We start from the raw sequence: 21,259 nt of genomic DNA on the forward strand, positions 1-21,259 counted from the left end.
TCAGTGCCGGGTATGCTTCTTCGCCAGCTCCAGCAAGGGTTTGGCCGCGATTATTAGTGTTACGGCAGTCAATATCATCAATACACCGAGCATGATGCGCGGCGTGAGTTGCTCACCGAACACCGCTACCCCGAAGAACAGAGCCGTTACAGGCTCCAACGCTCCCAAAATGGCAGCCGGCGTAGAGCCTATGCTATGAATGGAAAGCGTCATCATAATCAATGAAATGATAGTGGGGAACAAAGCCAGCGAAAGGACATTCACCCACAACACCGGAGAAGGGACAGGCTGCAAGGCCGCACAGAAATCCAGACGCACCACGTAAATGATGACACCGAACAGCAAAGCATAGAAAGTCAGCTTCGCCGTAGGCAGGTCTTTCAGGGAAGAACGGTTGACCCCTACTATATATACGGCATACGTCAGCGAGGACAGAATAACGAGCAGTACGCCGAACATATTCAACGTCTTGCCGTCGCCCCCCTCATACAACAATGAGATGCCCGTAAAAGCCATTGCGATGGAAAACATCGTAATGAACGAGACTTTCTCATGGAAGAACACCGCCATAATGATAGCCACCAGCACCGGATAGACAAACAAAATGGTAGACGCGATACCCGCATCCATATAATTATAACTCTCGAACAGGAACAACGAAGAGAAAGAGAACAGCAACCCCATCACCGCCAACGGCAGTATATCCGTCTTTTTCAGAGCGAAGGACTGTTTCTTTACTTTCATCAGAACGCCCAGCATCACAATAGCAAGAAAATAACGGTAGAACAAGACGGAATCCGCATTCATCCCCGCCCCATACAAGGGTAACGCAAACAACGGATTCATTCCGTAGCTGGCTGCGGCAATAGCTCCGTAAGTAAATCCTTTCAAACGCTCATTAGTCATGGCAGTATCTCTTTCTAAAATCGGGCGCAAAGATACTGCTTTTAAATGAAGAATGAAAAATGAAGAATGAAGAATTTCGCTGCGCAAGTATGCCGCAAGGAAATTCTTCATTTTTCATTCTTCATTTTATAATACAGTACTCCTACCGCATCTGCCAGCAGCCAACCGATGGGAATAGACCACCAGATGCCCGTTACCCCGATGGAAGGAATGGCGGCGAGTATATAGGAAAGCACGACGCGGGTACCTAACGAAATCACCGTAAGCACGACCGACATCCCCGGTTTGCGGATAGCGCGATAATAGCCGTAAAGCAGGAAAAGGATGCCGATGCCATAGTAGAACGCACCCTCTATACGCAGATATTCCACTCCGGTAGCAAGGATTTCCGTCTCGCTCGGATGAACGAAAATCAGCATCAGCGGTTCTGCAAAGACGAATACAACTACGGAGACGATAAGCGAAAAGATAACCGTAGTGAGAAACGCACTGCGAACACCCCGGCGAATACGTTCGTAACGTTTCGCCCCGAAATTCTGCGCAATGAAAGTGGAGAAAGCATTTCCGAACTCCTGTACGGGCATATATGCGAAGGAGTCTATCTTTACGGCGGCAGCAAAGGCCGCCATAACGGCTGTACCGAAACTGTTGACCAGCCCTTGTATCATCAGGATACCGAAATTCATGACCGATTGCTGTACACAGGTCAGTGTGGAGAAAGAGACTATCTCTTTCAGACTGCAACGGTCGAAGTGCATGTCTTCGCGATGCAGCCGCAGCTCCGGACGTTTCTTGCAGGTATAGAGCAGTATTCCCGCCGCAGCCGCTCCCTGCGCTATGACTGTGGCTATCGCAGCTCCCTCGATGCCCCAACCCAATTGCAGGATAAAGAACAGGTCGAGCACGATATTCAGTACGACAGAGACGGCCAGAAACCAGAGAGGAGTTACCGAATCTCCCACCGCACGCAGCAGCGCCGCATAGAAATTATAGATGAATGTGAAAACAATGCCGCAAAAGATTATCCACAAGTAGCTGCGCATCATGCCGTAGATGTCCTGCGGTACTTGCAGCAGGCGGAGAATAGGGTCTAACCATACAAATGCGGCCACATTCAGCAAAAATGTAACCGCTCCTATCAGCACGAATGAAACAAAAATGCTGCGACGCAAAGCAGAACTGTTTCCCGCGCCGTAGTGCAATGAAAATACCGTACCGCTGCCGATGGACAAACCGAGAAGAACGGAGATAAGGAAAACCATCAGCGTATACGCCGAACCTACCGCCGCCAGGGCGTCCGCACCGATACACTGTCCTACAATAAGGGTATCGGCTATATTATAACACTGTTGCAGCAACGAACCTGCCATCATAGGCAAGGTAAAACGCAACAGCGTACTCGTTATGCCGCCTTGGGTAAGGTCTCCGTTCCGTAACATTCGCTACCGTATTTCGATATTTTCGTATTCCGTTTCGTATTTTGCCGCAAAGATACGAAACATAGCGGTGTAACCTACCCGATAAAGGGATAAAATAAAAAGCAGAGGGTTATCCTCTGCTTTCCATGCTGTGCTTGTCCGGGTTCAATATCTTAACCATTTGACGAACATCTTTCTTATCCGCTTTTCCATACAGCCCGATTTGCTGTCCGGGTAACGTTTCTTTCTCGTTTTCATTTACCGGCTGTTCCGGGGAGATGGATGCGTTCAAGGTATCACACTCCTTTTTCTTCTTTTCCTGATTCATACTTATTGTTAAAGTTTAAGTTATAAGTAATGTAACGTGTGAAGAAGAAGGATTGTTCACGCTCTCTCAGGCAATACCCAATAGTTTCACTTCAAATATCAGTGTGGAGAAAGCCGGAATAGGTCCGCTGGTACGTGTGCCGTATCCCACGGTATAAGGAATGTAGACCATCCAGTGGTCACCCACGCGCATCCGTTGCAAAGCTATCTGCCAACCGTCAATTACTTCGTTCAGCCGAAAAGCTTCCGGGCAGTTACGCTTCCAGGAGTTGTCAAACTCTCTGCCGCTGATGAGCGTTCCCTTATAATGTACCGACACAATGCTGTTTAAGCGGGGAGTGGCGCCACTGCCCTGCCCGTTTTCCAGCACACGGTAAAGCACACCGCCGCCCAACTCTTTTACGCCCTCTTCGGTACGCAGGCTTTGCAGAAACTGTTCGTTCTTCAGCTTGTATTCTTCTTTTTTGCTCATATCGATTCAGTATTATAATAACTTATGTACAGCTCTTTTACAATGTGATATCTCTTTGGAGGTCAAATCCGGATGCTTTCTGGTGCCACCCTTCTCTATGGCTTTCACAACTTTGAAGCCGCTCCACTTTAATATTTCCTTGAGGGCTTTCACTACCCCGCGTGTCTGGTTATAAAGAATATTAAAAGGATAAGGAGTTGTGCAGGTACTTACAATAATTACTTTCTTTCCTTTATGAAGCGCAAGAGGCATACCCAATGAATTCTCTCCCATCATGCCGTACACCATACGATCGAACAACACTTTTAATTCTCCGGGCATATTTCCCCAATAACACGGAGCGCCTATTATCAGCGCATCAGCATCCCTGATACTTTGCAATACCCGCTGCGCGTCATCTTCCGGCAAGCAGCACCGTAACGAACTGCGGCATTTCATACAGCCGATACAAGGACGCACTTTCAGCTCCGGCACTCTGACATAGACCGCTTCGGCATTACAACATTCTATTTCCTGTTTCATCGTTTCCAGCATCTTCGAGATGTTGCCATTTTTGCGAGGACTGCTGTTGAGTATTAATATCTTCATAAATATAATCCGGCCTTTTCGGCAAAGGTCAGCATTTTCTATATAACAGGAAAGAAAACGGCCAATAAAATAACGGAGCATCGCGTAATGCAATGCTCCGTTTCCTATTCATTCTTCAAGATTATATCTGATTAGTCTAGTTTGTGAATTACCAGTCCCGAACGTAGCTTCGGTTCAAACCAAGTAGTCTTGGGCGGCATGATATTACCGGTATCGGCGATATCCATCAATTGTTTCATGGATACGGGATAAAGAGCCAAAGCTACTTTCATTTCGCCGCTATCCACCCGTTTCTTCAATTCGCCCAGACCACGGATACCGCCTACGAAGTCAATACGCTTGTCGGAACGGAGGTCTTTGATACCGAGGATTTCATCCAGTATCAGATTGGATGAAATGGTAACATCCAGCACACCGATAGGATCGTTATCGTTGTAAGTACCCGGCTTGGCAGTAAGACTATACCACTTGCCTTCCAGATAAAGGGAGAAATTATGCAAGCCTGTCGGTTTGTAAATTTCCGTTCCTTTCTCTTCCACCGTGAAATTCTTACCTACGGCAGCCAGGAATTGTTCGGGCGTCATACCGTTCAAATCTTTCACCACACGATTATAGTCGATGATAGTCAACTGATTGGCGGGGAAACAAACCGCCATGAAGTAGTTGTACTCCTCGTCTCCGCGATGATTGGGATTTTGCTTGGCTTTCTCCGCGCCAACCAGAGCAGCGGCCGCGCTACGGTGATGTCCGTCTGCGATATAGAGCGCGGGCATCTTGGCGAACTCTTTGGTTATGACATCGATATCTTCCTGTTTGTCGATAATCCAGAATGTATGACCGAAGCCGTCACCCGGAGCAATAAAATCATAAACAGGTTTCTGAGCCGTGTAACGGGCAATGACAGCATCCAGCGTGGCATTATCGGGATAGGCGAAGAATACAGGTTCGATGTTGGCATTATTCACACGCACATGTTTCATGCGATCTTCTTCCTTATCGCGACGGGTAAGCTCATGCTTCTTAATGACGCCATTCATATAATCGGGCACGTATGCGCCCACCACCAAACCATATTGCGTCTTGCCGTTCATGGTCTGGGCATATACGTAGTAATTTTCCTTATCGTCCTGTACCAGCCAGCCTTTGTCCTGAAACATTCGGAAGTTGTCGGCGGCTTTCCAGTAAACACGTTCATCATGCTCATCCGTGCCCTCAGGAAAATCTATCTCGGGCTTAATGATATGATACAAGGATTTTTCGTTTCCTGCCGCTTCTTCACGGGCTTCGGCGGAGTTCAGTACATCGTAAGGACGGGATGCAACTTGCTCTACCAAGTCTTGGGGCGGGCGAACGCCTTTAAAAGGTTTAATTGTAGCCATGGCTATCAGATTATTAATCTATTTACTTATTTACACGAAACTTCTCGCAACCGTCTTTCAGGAATCCTACAATCTGCTTGGCAGCGGCAATACCGGCATTGATATTGGCTTCGGCAGTCTGCGCACCCATCTTTTTCGGTGTGGAGAAATAACGGCCGGCAAACTTGGCGGCAAATGTCTCGTTGGCTGCGGGCATGATGTCAGTCATGTACTTCAGGTCGGCGCGTTCTTCCATAAGCTGAATCAGTTCGGCTTCGTTGATAACTTCCTTGCGGGCGGTATTCACCAACAAACCGCCTTTCGGCATCTTGTTCACCAAAGCATAGTTGATGGAATTCTTGGTTTCCGCCGTTGCGGGAATGTGCAGGGAAACGACATCACAAGTAGAGTAAAGTTCCTCGGCAGAGGCCACAGCCTTTACACCGTCTTTCTCAATAACTTCTTTCGGGCAGAAAGCGTCGAATGCGTAAATCTCCATACCGACACCTTTGGCGATACGGGCTACATTACGACCGACATTACCGTAAGCATGGATACCCAGCTTCTTACCCATCAGTTCCGTACCGGAAGTACCGTTGTACATATTGCGGACAGCCATTACCATAAGTCCGAAAGCCAGTTCGGCTACGGCGTTGGAGTTCTGTCCCGGAGTGTTCATGACACATACGTTGTGGGCGGTGGCGGCAGCCAAGTCTACATTGTCATAGCCCGCACCGGCGCGTACCACGATTTTCAGTTCTTTGGCGGCATCCAAAACCTCGGCATCAATGATGTCGCTGCGGATAATAATAGCGTTGGCGTCTTTCACAGCATCCAGCAGTTTTGCTTTATCGCCATATTTTTCCAGCAAAGCAAGTTCATAACCTGCCGCTTCAATCTCTTTGCGAATACCGTCTACCGCAACTTTTGCAAACGGTTTGTCTGTTGCAACTAATACTTTCATGATTTAATGGTATTAAAAAAAGATTCACCACAAAGTCGCACAGAGTTTCACAGAGTTCTCCTTTTATCCAATCTCTGCGGGACTCTGCGCCCTCTGTGGTGAACGAATATTGTTAATGAAGTTTCTCAAATTCCTGCATGCATTCTATCAAAGCCTGTACGCTTTCTTTCGGCATGGCGTTGTAGCAAGATGCACGGAAGCCACCTACGGAACGGTGTCCCTTGATACCTACCATACCCTTTTCAGTAGCGAATTTCAGGAAGTCGGCTTCGAGTTCTTTGTATTCGGGAGCCATTACGAAGCAGATATTCATGCGAGAACGGTCTTCCTTGGCGGCGGTACCCACGAACATCTTGTTGCGGTCTATCTCGGCGTACAGCATATCAGCCTTCTCGATGGCACGACGTTCCATTTCTTTCACACCGCCCTGAGCCTTTATCCAGCGCAAAGTCTGCAATGCCGCATAAATAGGAACAACCGGAGGAGTATTGAACATTGAACCGCCGTCGATGTGAGTCTGATAGTTCAGCATGGTCGGGATGTAACGGGACACCTTACCTACCGCATCATTCTTCACGATAACGAATGTCACGCCCGAAGGAGCCAGATTCTTCTGTGCGCCACCGTAAATACAGATATATTTAGACACGTCGATAGGACGGGAGAAAATATCGGATGACATATCGGCAACCATAGGAACATTTACATCCAGGTCTTCTTTCAATTCCGTACCATAGATAGTATTGTTGGTAGTGATATGGAAATAATCCGCATCGGCCGGTACCGTGTAATCTTTCGGAATATAAGTATAAGTGGCTTCAGCAGAAGAGGCAACTTCTACAACCTCGCCAAAACCTTTGGCCTCTTTCATAGCTTTCTTGGCCCACACACCCGTATTGAGGTAAGCGGCTTTCTTTTCGAGGAAGTTGAAAGGTACCATGCAGAATTCCAGACTTGCACCACCACCCAGGAACAGTACCGAATAGCCTTCGGGAATATTAAGTAGTTCTTTGAACAGTGCTACGGCTTCGTCCACTACGGGCTGGAAGTCTTTAGCACGGTGGCTAATCTCCATAAGAGAGAGACCGGATCCATTGAAATCTAAAATAGCCTTCGCTGTATCCTCTATCACCTCACGCGGAAGAATGGAAGGTCCTGCATTGAAATTATGCTTTTTCATTTGAAGTTTGTTTATTTTGTGTCTTACGACATGGCGAAATTACGGAATTATTTCTGTATTGCAAATCTTTCCTTATAAAAATCCTTCTTTAAAGCACATTTACCTTACTTTTTATTGGTATATACAAGAAATATACACCAATCTGTTATGTATACTTACCAAAAAAGCTATTAAAAGGTAAACTGAAAGATAGAAACGGAAATAACTTTCTACTAAGAATTAAAACCGAAAAGAAAGTGCATAATTATTAGAAACAAACTATTCTCCTATGCTTAATAACATCACCGGACATGCTTCATAACATGAAGTTACCGGGCTTCTTCTATCAGCGTTTTCATGCCTTTTATCTTTTCTCCGCGCAACAGCGTGAGCAGTTGCTTCACCTTGCCGCGACGAACCGCCACAAAAGCGTAGTGCTCCTTTACGTCTACCTGTCCCACATCCTCGCGCACCAGCCCGCCTTTCTTATATAGAAAGCCCACGATATCCACCTTGTTCAGTTTGTCTTTCTTGCCTTTACCTATATATAAGGTAGTCCAGCGGGGTTTGGCCGGTTTCGGCGTCTGCTCCTGCAACCCGAATACGGGGATATCTTCCGGGATATAATCGGGAAGGCGTTCTTCCGCATGGAGAAGAATGAAAGACGAGCCGCACGCTTCCCAACGTGCCGTACGTCCGTTACGATGCGTAAAGGCTTCTTCGTTGACGGGTATGTGGTAGTGCACGACATTGTCGATACCCGGAATGTCCAATCCGCGTGCAGCAAGGTCGGTAGATACCAGAACGGGGCAACTGCCGTTACGGAACTTGTAAAGCGCCCGTTCCCGGTCGTCCTGTTCCATACCGCCATGAAAAGCGTCGCAAGGGAATTTCTTCGATTTCAGGTAGGAAACCACACGTTCCACGCTTTCGCGGTAGTTTACGAACACCAGTGTAGAATGGTCGCCAAGCGTACAAAGCAGGCGGTACAGCGTTTCCAGTTTATCTTTCTCGGGTGAGATTACTTTCTGTAAATTCAGACGTTCGGAAACGGCTTCTTCCGGAAGGAAGTTCAACTTAATGACCCGTGACGATGATGCAGCGTTACCGGATGCTTCACCCCCTACTCCCGCAAATTGCGGAATTTCCTCGGCATCCGTAGCCGAAAGCAGCACGCGCTTCTTCAAGGCGGGCAACTGCCCGATAACCTCTGCCATTTCGTCATGGAAACCGAATTCAAGGCATTTATCGAACTCGTCTATTACCAGCGCAGTGACGAAACGGGTATCAAAGTTTCGCTTTCGCAAGTGGTCGTTCATACGACCGGGCGTACCGATGATAACGGCAGGATTAACGCCTCTCATCGTGCGGTGCTCTTCCATTGCCGGACGTCCGCCGTAGCAACTCATTGCCTTAAAGGGCGTACCCATCGACTTAAAAACTGTTTCTATCTGCAAGGCAAGTTCGCGCGAAGGGACAAGCACCACCGCCTGAACGCCTTGTATTCCCGCTTTGAGCGACTGTACCAGCGGCAGCAAGAATGCCAGTGTCTTACCAGAACCCGTGGGCGACAGCAGGACGAGGTCTTTGTCCGATTGATAGGCATCCTGCGCAGCCTCTTGCATCGGAGTGAGCTGTTCTATCCGTAAGTTACGAAGTATATCAGATTGTTCCATAAAATTCTTTTATTTAGTGGAGCAAAGATACGAAAAGATTAGCGGAAAACGCACTATCTGTTTAAGGTAAACGCATTATCTGTTACACCCAAACAGATAATGCGTTTACCTTAAACAGACAGTATGTTTTTGTCAAGATGATAATATCTTTTTCTATGATGATAATTCCGTTTGATATGCTTGATAATATCGTTTGATGCGCTTGATAATTCCATTTGATATACATCAAATATCAGAAGGAATGGTTTCCGCTAAAGTTCCTCTACCACCCAGCGTTCAATATTACGCGTAACATTGCTGAAGTTCACTCCTATCTTAAACACTTTACGACTATCCGCAGCAAAAGGCAACGCATACCGTTTATCATTGATTTGCCGCAAAGCCTCTTCCGCCGTGCCATTCAGTTTGAATTCCATTACATAAATATACTTGTCGGTTTGCAGCACCAAATCTATTCTGCCCTGCGAAGTGTGATATTCCGCTTTCACATAAAAACCTACCAGCTTAAAGACGATGAAAAGCACATTCTGATAATGCAGCTCCAAATCCTTCACCAGCTCGTAAGGCGTATCTGCAAAGAAACTTTGCAGGCGGCGGAAGAAAGCGTCGGGCTCACCCGCACGTATCTCCTGCACAAATCTTTGTATCTCAAACGGTGCTTCAATCTTATTGAAGCGTGTATAATAAGGAATAAGGAACTTGATAAATCCCTCTTCCACCTCACGGTTCGGAAAACCGAGACGGTAAATGCCAAACTCTTCATCATACCCTTTTATCGTGAGATAACCACTCTGGAAAATTACAGGCAACGGCTCTTCATCCCCATAGATACTGTTCAGCACATCGGCATACGTTTCGGCGTGCGCCATGTGTTCCAGGTCATAGTGATAGCGTTTCAACAGTTCTATCAAGTAAGTAGGCGTACCCGTCTCGAACCAGTAACTGCCGAACTTTTTATATTTAAAAGTATTCAGCAGACTGAAAGGATTATAGACCCCTTCAGTGTTCTCTACAAAATGATAACCGTCATATCTCCGCTTCAACTCGGCGCAGGCTTCCTCGTAGGTCATTTTCTGCGCATCCGCCAATTCGTGAAGTTCTTCTTCAAGATTATCGTGGATTTCCTGCTCGGTCACTCCGCAAAGTCTGACATACATTTCCTGCATGGAAATATCATCCAGATTATTCAAGTCACTGAATACGCTGACCTTGCCAAACTTGGTGACCCCGGTAAGGAAAGCCAATTTGATACAACCGTCCATGGTTTTCAGTACGCCGTAGAAAGGTTTCAGCGTATTTCGGTATTCCTTTTGCAGTTCCTCGTTGCCGATGGCCTGGAGCATCGGTTTGTCGTATTCGTCCACAAGAATGACTGCACGCTGACCTGTCTGTTGGCAAGCACGCTTAATGATTCCGGCAAAACGCAAAGAAAAAGTTACTTCAGACGGACGAGTACCATATTGTGATTCCCATTGTTCCAAATGGTCGTTCAATATTTTGTCCAAGCTATCAGGAGTATCATATTTACCAATATTTAAATCCAAATGAAATATCGGATACTGTATCCAGTCTTTCTCCAGTTTCTCGATGGCCAATCCTTTGAACAATTCCTTTTTCCCCTGAAAGTAGGCCTCTAAGGTGGAAATCAGAAGACTTTTACCGAAGCGACGCGGACGGCTGAGGAAATAGTAGCTGCCTGTCTTAGCCAACTGATAAACCCAGGCGGTTTTATCGATGTAGAAATATCCATCTTTGCGGATTTTCTCAAAGTTCTGTATTCCGATAGGATATATTTTATTGCTCATACCGTCCACTGTTTTTAGATTACGATAAAGCAAAGATAGTCATTTCTTCCGAAGTGCCCCGCTACTTGGTTATAAAAAAACTCCGGCAAGAGCCGCAGCCCTGCCGGAGTTTCTTCAATATTTTACCTGTATGTGTCTTAACAACGTATCGTCTTATCCGCCGAAGTTATCGAACATCAAGTTCTGAGCCGGAACGCCGAGGTCGTCGAGCATCTTCTCAACGGCTTTGGACATCGGGCCGGGACCGCACATGTAGTATTCGATATCTTCGGGAGCTTCGTGGTCTTTCAAGTAAGTCTCGTAGATTACGTTGTGTACGAAGCCCGGAGTGTACTTCACGCCCGCTGCATCGGCTGCCGGGTCGGGACGGTCCAGTGCAAGGTGGAACTTGAAGTTGGGGAAATCCTTTTCTATCTGCAGGAAGTCTTCCAGGTAGAACACCTCGTTCAGCGCACGTGCACCGTAGAAATAGTTCATCACGCGGTCCGTGGTATGCAATGTCTTCGTGAGGTGCATAATCTGCGCACGCAACGGAGCCATACCGGCACCACCGCCAATCCACATCATTTCCTTCTTGGAATCGAAAATCGGGTGGAAGTCTCCGTAAGGACCGCTCATGATTACCTTGTCACCCGGTTTCAAGGTGAAGATATAAGATGAAGCGATACCCGGCATTACATCCATAAAGCCCGGACCCTGGTCTTTCGGCTTGAACGGCGGAGTAGCGATACGTACCGTCAGCATGATGCGGTCGCCCTCTGCGGGGTAGTTCGCCATGGAGTAGGCACGGATGGTCTCTTCGTCGTTACGGCACTTCAAGCCCAGCAGACCGAATTTCTCCCATGCAGGCAGATACTCTTCACCGATAAGAGACTTGTCGATGTCCTTGTCATAATCCATAGAGAATTTAGGAATCTTAATCTGCGCATAAGAACCGGGGATGAAGTCCATGTGTTCGCCCTTAGGCAACGCAACGATAAACTCCTTGATGAACGTAGCCACGTTCTTGTTGGAGATAACCTCGCACTCCCACTCTTTTACGCCGAGTACGGACTCGTCGATTTTAATTCCCATGTCGCCTTTCACCTTTACCTGGCAACCCAGACGCCAGTGGTCCTGGACTTGCTTACGGCTGAAGTGAGGTATTTCGGAAGGCAGAATCTCACCTCCGCCTTCTACAACCTGGCATTTGCACTGTCCGCATGAACCCTTACCACCGCAAGCAGAGGAAAGGAACACGCCGTTTACAGACAGCGTATTCAGCAACGTCGAACCGGAAGCCACTTCCAGCTCCTTGTCGCCGTTGATAGTCAGTTTTACATTACCTGACGGCAGCAAGAATTGCTTGGCTACCAACAGAATAACCACAAGCAACAGAATAACCACAAGGAATACTCCAATGCTCGCTAATATTAAATTCATATCCATTGTCTTATTCCTTTCTTTTAGATGTTCAAACCAGAGAAACACATGAATGCCATTGCCATCAAACCTACTGTGATGAAAGTGATGCCCAAGCCTTTCAGCGGAGCAGGCACGTCAGAGTAGGCCATTTTCTCGCGGATGGCGGCCAGACCGACAATAGCCAGCAACCAGCCGATACCCGAACCCAATGCGTAAGAGATGGAATCCCAAACGTCACCGATGTATTTCGGATCGCTCTCGCCCACGTTGATACGTTGCTGCATGAAGAGCGACGCACCCATAATGGCGCAGTTTACGGCAATCAGCGGCAGGAAGATACCCAGTGAAGCATACAGCGAGGGGCTGAAACGCTCCACGACCATTTCCACCAACTGAACGATACCGGCGATAACGGCAATGAAAAGAATAAAACTCAGGAAGCTGAGGTCAACGCCTTCAACGATTGCATTGGCAGCCAGCACCTTAGTTTGCAACAAATAGTTGACCGGAAGCGTCACCACCAACACAAAGGTTACGGCGATACCCAGTCCTACGGCAGTCTTTACATTCTTTGATACGGCCAGATAAGAGCACATACCGAGGAAGAACGCAAATATCATATTGTCCACAAAAATGGAGCGGACGAATAAACTTAATAAATGTTCCATAATTCCTTTAATTAAGAACTAAGAATTAAGAATCAAGAATCTACATAACAGCGCCACAGCACCGCCCCGTTCTTCACTCTTCATTCATCATTCTTCATTTATATTACTTTTCCTGCAATTCTTTATGACGTGCACGTTGATACCAGATGATGCAGGCGCAGAGAATCAGCGCCATAGGCGGCATCAGCATCAAGCCGTTGTTCACATAACCTATCTTCTGCAAAGGCTCGTAGTTAAGGATGTTGAACCCGAGCAACGTACCCGAACCCAGCAACTCGCGGAAGAAAGCCACGATAACCAGAATCTTGGCATATCCCAAACCGTTGCCCACACCGTCGAGGAAGGACTCCCACGGACCGTTCTGCATGGCAAACGCTTCCAAACGTCCCATGAGGATACAGTTTGTGATAATCAGACCTACGTATACGGAAAGCTGTACGCTTACATCGTAGGCAAAAGCCTTTAGAATCTCACTTACAATAGTTACCAACGCCGCAACTACTACCAACTGAACGATGATACGGATGCGGTTGGGAATAGTCTTGCGCAGCAATGAAATCACTACGTTGGAGAATGCCGTAATCACCGTTACGGAAAGTCCCATCACGATAGCCGGTTCCAGCTTGGCGGTAACGGCCAAGGCAGAGCAGATACCCAGCACCTGTACGGTAACGGGGTTGTTCAGTCCGAGCGGAGTAGAGAATACTTCTTTATTCTTTTTTGAAAACAATGCTCCCATATTCTTATTTCTCCTCATTATTATTAGTTAAAAAGTTCTTGTAGCTGTTCAGACAGGTTTTCAGCATGGCATCCACACCTACGGAGGTGATAGTACCGCCTGAGATACCGTCCACCTGATAGTCAGGTTTCTCTACTTTTCCGTTCTTCACAACGCCGAGGGCGATTTCGCCGTTCTCCAGTGTCTTCTTGCCGTTGAACTCTGCCTGGAACTGAGCGGTCGCGATTTCAGCACCCAGACCCGGAGTTTCGCTGGCATGAGAGAAGTAAACGCCGTAAACGGTGTCCTTGTCGCTGTTCAGAGCGACATAGCCCCAGATAGCGCCCCAAAGACCTGCGCCGTAAACAGGGAATACATATTTGGTCTCTCCGTCCACTTCAGCAACGAATACGTGCAGACGGTGGTTTTCCTTGGCTTCCTTTTCGTAAGCGGTGGCAAATGCGTCGGTGTTCTCGGTCAGCGTACCGTCCTCGTTCATCAGCATATCGCCTTTGATGTACTTATTATATTCTGCGTCGGCATCCTTCACATCCTTGATGTTGAGGGCGGCAAGAATCTGCTTCTTCGTGTCCAGCTCTACGTTCTTGTTCTGGGTGGCACGCAGAGAAGAGCTTACGAATGCCAGCAGGAATGCAACGATAACAACCATTACCGAAGCATAAATGATAGTATAACTATTACTATTGGTATTCATTTCTTTTTCCGGTATTTTAATTGTTAGACTTAGCGGTTGCACGTTTCTCGCGACGGCTGATATTGCCCTGTACCACACAGTAGTCAATCAGCGGAGCGAAGATATTCATCAGCAGGATGGCAAGCATCATGCCTTCGGGATAACCGGGGTTCAGCACACGGATAATGATAGCCATCGCACCGATGAGGAATCCGAAGATATACTTACCTGTTTCCGTACGGGCCGAAGTTACGGGGTCGGTAGCCATAAACACGGCGCCGAAGCAGAAACCGCCCAATACGAGGTGTTCGTACCACGGCATCTGAGCCATTGCGGTGTCCGGACCGATAGTGTTGAACACCCATCCCATGAATGCACCGCCCACAAATACGGAGAACATGGTTTTCCAGCTTGCGATGCCTGTCCACAACAGCAGGATAGCGCCGAGGGCGATGGCAATAACGCTGGTTTCGCCGATAGAGCCCGGAATGAGGCCGGTCACCATGTCCCACGAGAACTCCGGATAAGCCCCCGCAGTAGCGGCAGCTCCCAGCGGAGTGGCAACGGTGAGTCCGTCTACCGTCTGTCCCAAACCGAAGATACTGTCACCCGATACCCAAACGGCATCACCGGACATCTTCGTAGGATAGGCGAAGAACAGGAAGGCGCGTGTAATCAGAGCGACGTTGAACACGTTCATACCCGTACCGCCGAATACTTCCTTGGCGAAGATTACAGAGAACGCGGTGGCTACCGCCAGAATCCACAGCGGACAGTCTACCGGCACAATCATCGGAATCAAGATACCCGAAACCAGGAAACCTTCCTGAATTTCTTCCTTCTTCCACTGAGCCACAACGAACTCAATGCCCAGACCCACTACATAAGACACAATGATTTTAGGCAATACTGCCAGGAAACCGTAAGCGAACATTTCAATAAAGCTGCCGGTAGCGCCGGTAGCGTGGAAATGCTGGTAACCTACGTTATACATACCGAACAACAGCGCCGGTATCAACGCAATAACCACCATCGACATGATGCGTTTGCTGTCAATGGAGTCGTGAATATGCGTTCCCGATTTCGCAGTGGCGTTGGGCACGAACAAGAATGTCTCGAAGCCGTCGAACACCGAACGAAATGCGTGGAATTTGCCGCCCTCTTCAAAGTTCGGCTTTATCTTGTCGAGATAATTTCTTAACGCTTTCATTTATTAAATTGATAATTGAGAATTGAAAATTGAGAAATAGGCTGCGCCGTATACACTTGGCAGGTTATATCGCAATGTTTCAACTATCATTTTTTATTCTTAATTTTTAATTCTTAATTCAATTACGCCATTTCGGCACGAAGCATGTCAAGTCCGGCACGAACGATACGTTGAACCTCTACTTTGGAAGAGCATACGAATTCGCAGAGCGCGAAGTCTTCGGGAGCTACTTCGTAGATGCCCAGAGCTTCCATGCGGTCGATGTCTCCTGCAATGATGGCCTTCAACAGATATTCGGGGAAGATGTCCATGGGGAACACGCGGTCGTATTCGCCCGACATAATCATATGGCGTTCACCACCCTTGATACGGGCGTCAATTACATATTCTTTCTTGCCCATCAACCAGCTGAAATAAGAGCGGTTGACACTGAACTGATTGAAACGCGGCATAATCCAACCCAGCATTTCGTGGATTTCATCTCCTTCGGGAATTACGGTCAACTGGCTGTCGAAAGCGCCGAGGAAGCCGTTGGGAGAAACCTTCTTGCCCGTCAGCACATTACCGCTGATGTAGCGCAGGTCTTTATCGGTGGTTACGTTGCCCTTGAAGACGTTGGTTAGCAATGCTCCCACCTGCAGCTTGCAGTAAGCGGGTTTCAGCACTTCACTGCCTGTTACGGCTACGGTGCGGGTAAGGTCTACGCGACCGGTGTTCATCAAACGGCCGATAAAGAGTACGGCTTCCGCTCCGATAGTCCATACCGTCTCACCCTTCACTACGGGCGAGATGTGGTTGATTTGCACACCTACGTTACCTGCCGGATTGGGTCCGTCGAATGCGGTAACGGTAACGTTCTTTGCCTGCACGAGCGCGGCGGCTTTTTGTTTTACACTGATGTTCAGATACGTCTTTGCCATTCGGGACAAAGCGTCAAGTCCTTTCTGGAAGTTTGCTTCTTCGCCTTTCAAAACGAATTCGAAGTCGGGAGCCAGCGGATTGCTGTCGAAAGCTGAAATGAAGATAGCTTTCGGAGCTACCGTCGGGTCGGCGATTACATCGTACGGACGTTGGCGGATGAAAGCGAACATACCGGCTTGCAGTAATGCGTCCTTTACTTCCTGTGCGCTCATCTTGGACGGATCCATCTTGCCGAATTCCTCGTAGTCCTGCTCGGCGGCAGCCTCTACCACGATGTTCAGCACCTTACGACGTGCACCGCGTTCCACGCTCGTCACTACGCCGCTTACGGGCGAAACAAATTTCAATTCAGGATGATTCTTGTCGATAAACAAGGGTCCCCCGGCCATTACATACTCCTGCTCTTTCACCACCACTTTCGGAGTGATACCTGTAAAATCATCGGGAACCAACGAGTAGAATCCCGGCTCTTTCACAGACATGAACTCTTCGGCAGCTTTACCTTTCAGGTTAATGTCAAGGCCTTTGCGTAACTTAATTACATTTGCCATGCGTTTATATAAAATAATGGTTTCATTAATTTGCCCGCAAAAGTAGCAAAAAAGAATGTGAATAAAGAGCAAAAAAGAAAGGAATTACGGAGAAATTTCCGTAATTCCTTTCGTTAACGAACACGAGAATAGTGATGAGCGGTTAGTGATGAGTGATTAGTGGGCTGCGCTATAACTCCGCAGGGTACCCATCCCCCATTACTACCCCCTAATCACTCATCACTAATCGCTAATCACTAATCACTAACCACTAATCACTAACCCCTATTTCTTTCTCTTCGGCGAACATAGGGTCCCATGCAGGCAGGCGGACGGGTTTCTGTTTGAAGAGCTCCATTATCTTGGCGGGGACGTATTTGGTTTCTACGACCAGACGGAACATATATTCGTCGAACCAGTCGTCCGTCATGATGAGATGGCCTTTGTAGCCGCTGTCAGCGCCCCAACTGTTTTCAACCATCCACTTGACGGGTTTTCCGTTTTTGTCCAAGTCTACCGCCATGAGCGTCATGGCATGGGAAGAGCCGCTGGAGAAGGTTTGGATGCGTTGTTTCTTATTCATTCCGAAGGTAGTGCCCATGAGCGACTCGTAGTCATAGTTTTTCACATCGAGCAAGCCACGTTCCGAATTCAGGAACTTACCGACATCGCAGGAGAAATACATCATGGTACTGTCTTTCAGCGAGGCGACAGCCATTTGCTTGATGTCCTCTACGGGCAGGTTGACGTAAGTCCAGTTCCTGCCGTCGTAGCGGTGGCGGTCGTAGTCTATTTCATAACATTTGTAATACTCCCGGCTGGGGTCGTTCATCAGCATTACGTAGTCGGTGAGCAATTGTTTGTCACCGTATTTCTCAAGGAAAGACATCGGGGTGTGATGTTCCGTTTCTACCGGGTTGCCTTTGGCATCGGTACGCACGTAGTCGAATTCCGTAGGCGGAACACCCAAGTTCAGCACCAGCATACGGTAGACGGTACCGAGCATGGCGGTTTTCTCTTTCTCCAGGGCGGCAGGCGTAGCGCCTTTGGCGGCAAGGTCACGGAGTTGAAGGGCATATTCCTTCAGTTTTAAAGAGATGAGAGCGGCCATACGGGCGGTATTCTCGCTGCTGTTTGTTTCCGGCATGGCGCTCTTGGGCACAAGGCCATACTTGGAAACGATGTCCGCCACTCCGGTGAATGTACCGCCGTCGCTCAACGGATGTTTCAGAAGCCATTCCACGGTCGGGTCTTCCAACGGACTTTTGGCGGTGTCAATGATGCCTTGCAGAAACAGATTGGACTTCTCCAACTGGTCCCAGAAGAAAGGATATATCTCCGAGAACTCAAACGACTGAAAGCCATAGCGTGCAAGAGTCTTGGCACGCATTACGTTCAGCCCTGTAAAGAGCCAGCAACGGCCGGAAGACTTTTGATCGGTAATGCCTTTGGAGTCCACCTTGATGGAGAAATGGGTGTCCATGTCCTGCATATTCTCCTGGTTGAGCGCCAGTTTGCGGATGTCATTATTGCCAATGGCATTACGCAGCGCCTTATCGGAAGGCGTGCCTCGATAACTCTGTTGAATCCGGCCGAGCATGGCGGGGCTTATCCCGCCCTTGCCGTCCTGCGCCTGCACCGACAGCAGCGCGGCGCTGAAAACAATTACGGATAAAATACGTTTGTTCATTTCAGATATATGTTTGTTTATTTCAAATAGTTGTCATGCAGGTTATCCGATAATGAAGACAGGCCGAAAAAACTGCCTCACCATGGAATGGAAAGCAAATGTAATGTCTTTTTTGATAATTTTAGTGCCCTCTTTAGATTTATTATCTATTCCGCTCAAAACCAATTCAAATAAAATAGTTTTCTTTGCAGCCACATTCGTACGATATGAAAAGATACATACTGGGTATATTTACTCTGATATTGATACTGACGACTGTTTCAGCACAAGAGCAGACCGTTACAGCTACCAACGACACTACTCCCGCACTGACCAAAAAGGAATTGCGCAAACAAAGGGTGGCTCGCAGAAATTTCCATTATAACATATTAGGCGGTCCCAGCTATACGCCCGATTTCGGCGCGCTGGTAGGCGGAAGCGCGCTGATGACTTTCCGCATGAACCCCAGCGATACCACACAGTTGCGTTCGGTGCTGCCCATGTCCATAGCCTATATGTTTAAAGGCGGCGTCAATCTGATGGTAAAGCCGCAGCTTTTCTTTAAAGGCGACCGTTTCCGTATCTTCGGAAAGTTCGTCTACAAGAATACGGAAGACAACTTCTACGGCATCGGTTACAGTACCAACAAGAATTATGTCCGCAGCGACAGTACCAGCAAATACCGTTACAGCGGCATACAAATCAACCCGTGGTTCCTATTCCGTCTGGGAGAAAGCAACGTCTTCGCCGGTCCGCAGGTAGACATCAACTACGACAAGATAACCGACCCCGCCAAACATCTCATCGAAGAGCCCGACTACATGGCAGCCGGCGGTACAGCCAACGGTTACAAGAACTTCAACTCCGGCCTCGGCTTCCTCTTGACCTACGACAGCCGCGATATCCCCGCCAATGCCTACAAGGGCGTGTATCTGGACTTCCGGGGCATGATGTACAGCAAGGCGTTCGGCAGCGACAACAATTTCTACCGTCTGGAACTGGACTACCGCCAATACAAGTCCGTAGGCCACCGCAAGGTATTCGCCTGGACCGCGCAAAGCAAGAACGTATTCGGCAACGTCCCCCTCACCCAGTATTCGCTGACCGGTACCCCTTTCGACCTGCGCGGCTACTACATGGGACAATATCGTGACAAATCCTCGCACGTCGTCATGGCCGAATACCGCCAGATGATAAACACCGACCGCGGCAACTGGATGAAACGCCTGCTGCACCACATCGGCTTCGTAGCCTGGACGGGATGCGGCTTCATGGGTCCTACCATGGGCAAGATAGAAGGCGTACTGCCCAACTACGGCGTAGGTCTGCGCATCGAAGTTCAGCCCCGTATGAACGTTCGTCTGGACTTAGGCAAGAATACGGTAAACAAACAAACGCTGTTCTACTTCAACATGACAGAAGCGTTTTAAACACTAAATGCCAATCATCCGCCCTAAATCGCTAACCACTAATAAATTCTCCCTTTTCCTTGCACCGCCAAAAGATTATCCATAATTTTGGGCGTTAATCCCCAAGCTCCCGAAATAGAAATATAAGAATCTGATACAGATGAAGACTTGCGAAATTATCTTTTGGATAAGTTTATTCATTGTATTCTATACATATATAGGTTATGGAATGCTCCTTTACGTTCTGGTCAGACTAAAGGAATGTTTTCGCAAAACAGTCATCCCGCCCCTGCCGGCAGACAGCCGGCTTCCCGAACTGACCCTGTTCATCGCCGCCTACAACGAAGAAGATGTCATAGACGATAAGATGCGCAACTGCCTTGCGCTGGACTATCCGGCAGACAAGCTGCACATCCTTTGGGTTACGGACGGCAGCAACGACCGTACCAACGAGCGTCTTTCGCGCTGGCCTCAGGCCACCGTGCTTCATCAGCCCCAAAGACAGGGCAAGACCGCCGCTCTGAACCGTGGCATTCACTTCGTCACCACGCCGATTGTCGTATTCACCGACGCCAATACGCACCTCAACCGTGAAGCGCTGCGTAAGATTGTACACGCATTCGCCAATCCCGAAACGGGCTGCGTAGCCGGAGAAAAGCGCATCGCCGTACAGGCCGAAGACAATGCCGCATCCGGCGGCGAAGGTCTTTACTGGAAATACGAATCCGCCCTCAAGAAGCTCGACTCCCGCCTCTACTCGGCCGTAGGAGCAGCCGGAGAGCTGTTTGCCATCCGTCGCGAGCTGTTCGAGGAGATGCCTGCGGACACATTACTGGACGATTTCATCCTCTCCCTGCGCATCGTGATGCATGGATATACCATTGCCTATTGCGCCGACGCCTACGCCGTGGAAAACGGTTCGGCAGACATGCACGAAGAAGAAAAGCGCAAAGTGCGCATCGCTGCCGGCGGCCTGCAGTCCGTCCGGCGTCTGCGTGCGTTGCTCAACCCGTTCCGCTACGGCGTATTCAGTTTTCAATACATATCCCACCGCGTACTGAGGTGGTCTCTTACGCCCGTCCTGTTATTCCTGCTGCTCCCTCTCAACGCGATTCTTATTTTTACGACAGACCGTCCTCTGCTCTATGCCGTCATCTGGCTGTTGCAAACGCTGTTCTATCTCATGGCGAGCCTGGGTTATTACCTGTCAACGAAACACATCAAAAACAAGATACTCTTTGTTCCTTATTATTTCCTTTTCATGAACATCAACGTTATCCGTGGTTTCAACTATCTGCGCAAACGACAGGGGCAAACCGGCGGTGCATGGGAAAAAGCACGAAGGGCATAAAACAAGAGAAAT

19 protein-coding genes are annotated in these 21,259 nt (G+C 48.3%); 2 read left to right on the forward strand and 17 right to left on the reverse strand.

All coding sequences use genetic code 11. The annotated features are described in order from the left end of the window. The 17 genes from BHV73_RS12805 to BHV73_RS12885 form a co-directional block, all read right to left on the reverse strand. A complete protein-coding gene (locus tag BHV73_RS12805; RefSeq protein WP_009121190.1) occupies window positions 1-906 on the reverse strand; it encodes a DMT family transporter in 906 nt (301 codons plus the stop codon). 107 nt (window positions 907-1,013) lie between these two features. Then, window positions 1,014-2,345 (reverse strand): MATE family efflux transporter, encoded by a 1,332-nt coding sequence (locus tag BHV73_RS12810; protein WP_009121192.1) that lies wholly within the window; start codon window positions 2,343-2,345, stop codon window positions 1,014-1,016. 109 nt (window positions 2,346-2,454) lie between these two features. Beyond that, a complete protein-coding gene (locus BHV73_RS12815) occupies window positions 2,455-2,652 on the reverse strand; it encodes a hypothetical protein (RefSeq protein WP_009121193.1) in 198 nt (65 codons plus the stop codon). A 66-nt stretch (window positions 2,653-2,718) separates the two neighbouring features. Then, a complete protein-coding gene (gene bamJ, locus BHV73_RS12820; protein ID WP_087411840.1) occupies window positions 2,719-3,123 on the reverse strand; it encodes a BamJ family beta-barrel-assembly machinery protein in 405 nt (134 codons plus the stop codon). Between the two features lie 12 nt (window positions 3,124-3,135). Then, window positions 3,136-3,711, reverse strand: coding sequence for a flavodoxin family protein (locus BHV73_RS12825; protein ID WP_087412033.1), 576 nt, complete (start codon window positions 3,709-3,711; stop codon window positions 3,136-3,138). A 131-nt stretch (window positions 3,712-3,842) separates the two neighbouring features. Continuing rightward, window positions 3,843-5,090, reverse strand: coding sequence for a DUF1015 domain-containing protein (locus BHV73_RS12830; RefSeq protein ID WP_286738486.1), 1,248 nt, complete (start codon window positions 5,088-5,090; stop codon window positions 3,843-3,845). Window positions 5,091-5,112: 22 nt separating this feature from the next. Then, the gene (locus BHV73_RS12835) at window positions 5,113-6,033 is read right to left on the reverse strand and encodes an NAD(P)-dependent oxidoreductase (protein ID WP_009121197.1); all 921 of its coding nucleotides are present in this window, start codon (window positions 6,031-6,033) and stop codon (window positions 5,113-5,115) included. A gap of 112 nt (window positions 6,034-6,145) precedes the next feature. Further along, window positions 6,146-7,213 (reverse strand): 3-phosphoserine/phosphohydroxythreonine transaminase, encoded by a 1,068-nt coding sequence (gene serC / locus BHV73_RS12840; RefSeq protein WP_087411838.1) that lies wholly within the window; start codon window positions 7,211-7,213, stop codon window positions 6,146-6,148. 308 nt (window positions 7,214-7,521) lie between these two features. Next, window positions 7,522-8,868 (reverse strand): DEAD/DEAH box helicase, encoded by a 1,347-nt coding sequence (locus BHV73_RS12845; protein ID WP_087411837.1) that lies wholly within the window; start codon window positions 8,866-8,868, stop codon window positions 7,522-7,524. 251 nt (window positions 8,869-9,119) lie between these two features. Next, the gene (locus BHV73_RS12850) at window positions 9,120-10,673 is read right to left on the reverse strand and encodes a PD-(D/E)XK nuclease domain-containing ATP-binding protein (RefSeq protein WP_286738487.1); all 1,554 of its coding nucleotides are present in this window, start codon (window positions 10,671-10,673) and stop codon (window positions 9,120-9,122) included. A gap of 153 nt (window positions 10,674-10,826) precedes the next feature. Then, on the reverse strand, window positions 10,827-12,101 hold the full coding sequence (gene nqrF, locus BHV73_RS12855) for an NADH:ubiquinone reductase (Na(+)-transporting) subunit F (protein WP_039950388.1): 1,275 nt from the start codon (window positions 12,099-12,101) through the stop codon (window positions 10,827-10,829). A gap of 17 nt (window positions 12,102-12,118) precedes the next feature. Continuing rightward, on the reverse strand, window positions 12,119-12,745 hold the full coding sequence (gene nqrE / locus BHV73_RS12860; RefSeq protein WP_009121207.1) for an NADH:ubiquinone reductase (Na(+)-transporting) subunit E: 627 nt from the start codon (window positions 12,743-12,745) through the stop codon (window positions 12,119-12,121). Window positions 12,746-12,848: 103 nt separating this feature from the next. Continuing rightward, on the reverse strand, window positions 12,849-13,484 hold the full coding sequence (locus BHV73_RS12865) for an NADH:ubiquinone reductase (Na(+)-transporting) subunit D (RefSeq protein WP_004294324.1): 636 nt from the start codon (window positions 13,482-13,484) through the stop codon (window positions 12,849-12,851). Between the two features lie 4 nt (window positions 13,485-13,488). Beyond that, a complete protein-coding gene (locus BHV73_RS12870; protein WP_087411835.1) occupies window positions 13,489-14,178 on the reverse strand; it encodes a Na(+)-translocating NADH-quinone reductase subunit C in 690 nt (229 codons plus the stop codon). Between the two features lie 16 nt (window positions 14,179-14,194). Further along, on the reverse strand, window positions 14,195-15,367 hold the full coding sequence (locus BHV73_RS12875; protein WP_004290754.1) for an NADH:ubiquinone reductase (Na(+)-transporting) subunit B: 1,173 nt from the start codon (window positions 15,365-15,367) through the stop codon (window positions 14,195-14,197). A 122-nt stretch (window positions 15,368-15,489) separates the two neighbouring features. Beyond that, the gene (locus BHV73_RS12880; RefSeq protein ID WP_087411834.1) at window positions 15,490-16,839 is read right to left on the reverse strand and encodes a Na(+)-translocating NADH-quinone reductase subunit A; all 1,350 of its coding nucleotides are present in this window, start codon (window positions 16,837-16,839) and stop codon (window positions 15,490-15,492) included. A gap of 250 nt (window positions 16,840-17,089) precedes the next feature. Next, window positions 17,090-18,508 (reverse strand): C1 family peptidase, encoded by a 1,419-nt coding sequence (locus BHV73_RS12885; protein ID WP_087411833.1) that lies wholly within the window; start codon window positions 18,506-18,508, stop codon window positions 17,090-17,092. 206 nt (window positions 18,509-18,714) lie between these two features. On the opposite strand from BHV73_RS12885, the gene BHV73_RS12890 reads away from it, so the two are divergent. Both BHV73_RS12890 and BHV73_RS12895 read left to right on the forward strand, forming a co-directional pair. Next, complete coding sequence (locus BHV73_RS12890; protein WP_039950396.1) at window positions 18,715-19,917, forward strand: BamA/TamA family outer membrane protein; 1,203 nt, start codon at window positions 18,715-18,717, stop codon at window positions 19,915-19,917. A 139-nt stretch (window positions 19,918-20,056) separates the two neighbouring features. Continuing rightward, on the forward strand, window positions 20,057-21,247 hold the full coding sequence (locus BHV73_RS12895) for a glycosyltransferase family 2 protein (RefSeq protein ID WP_087411832.1): 1,191 nt from the start codon (window positions 20,057-20,059) through the stop codon (window positions 21,245-21,247). Window positions 21,248-21,259: the final 12 nt, after the last annotated feature.

Origin of the sequence: Bacteroides sp. 44_46, from assembly GCF_001915465.1 — a bacterium.
Taxonomy (GTDB): Bacteria; Bacteroidota; Bacteroidia; order Bacteroidales; family Bacteroidaceae; genus Bacteroides; species Bacteroides clarus.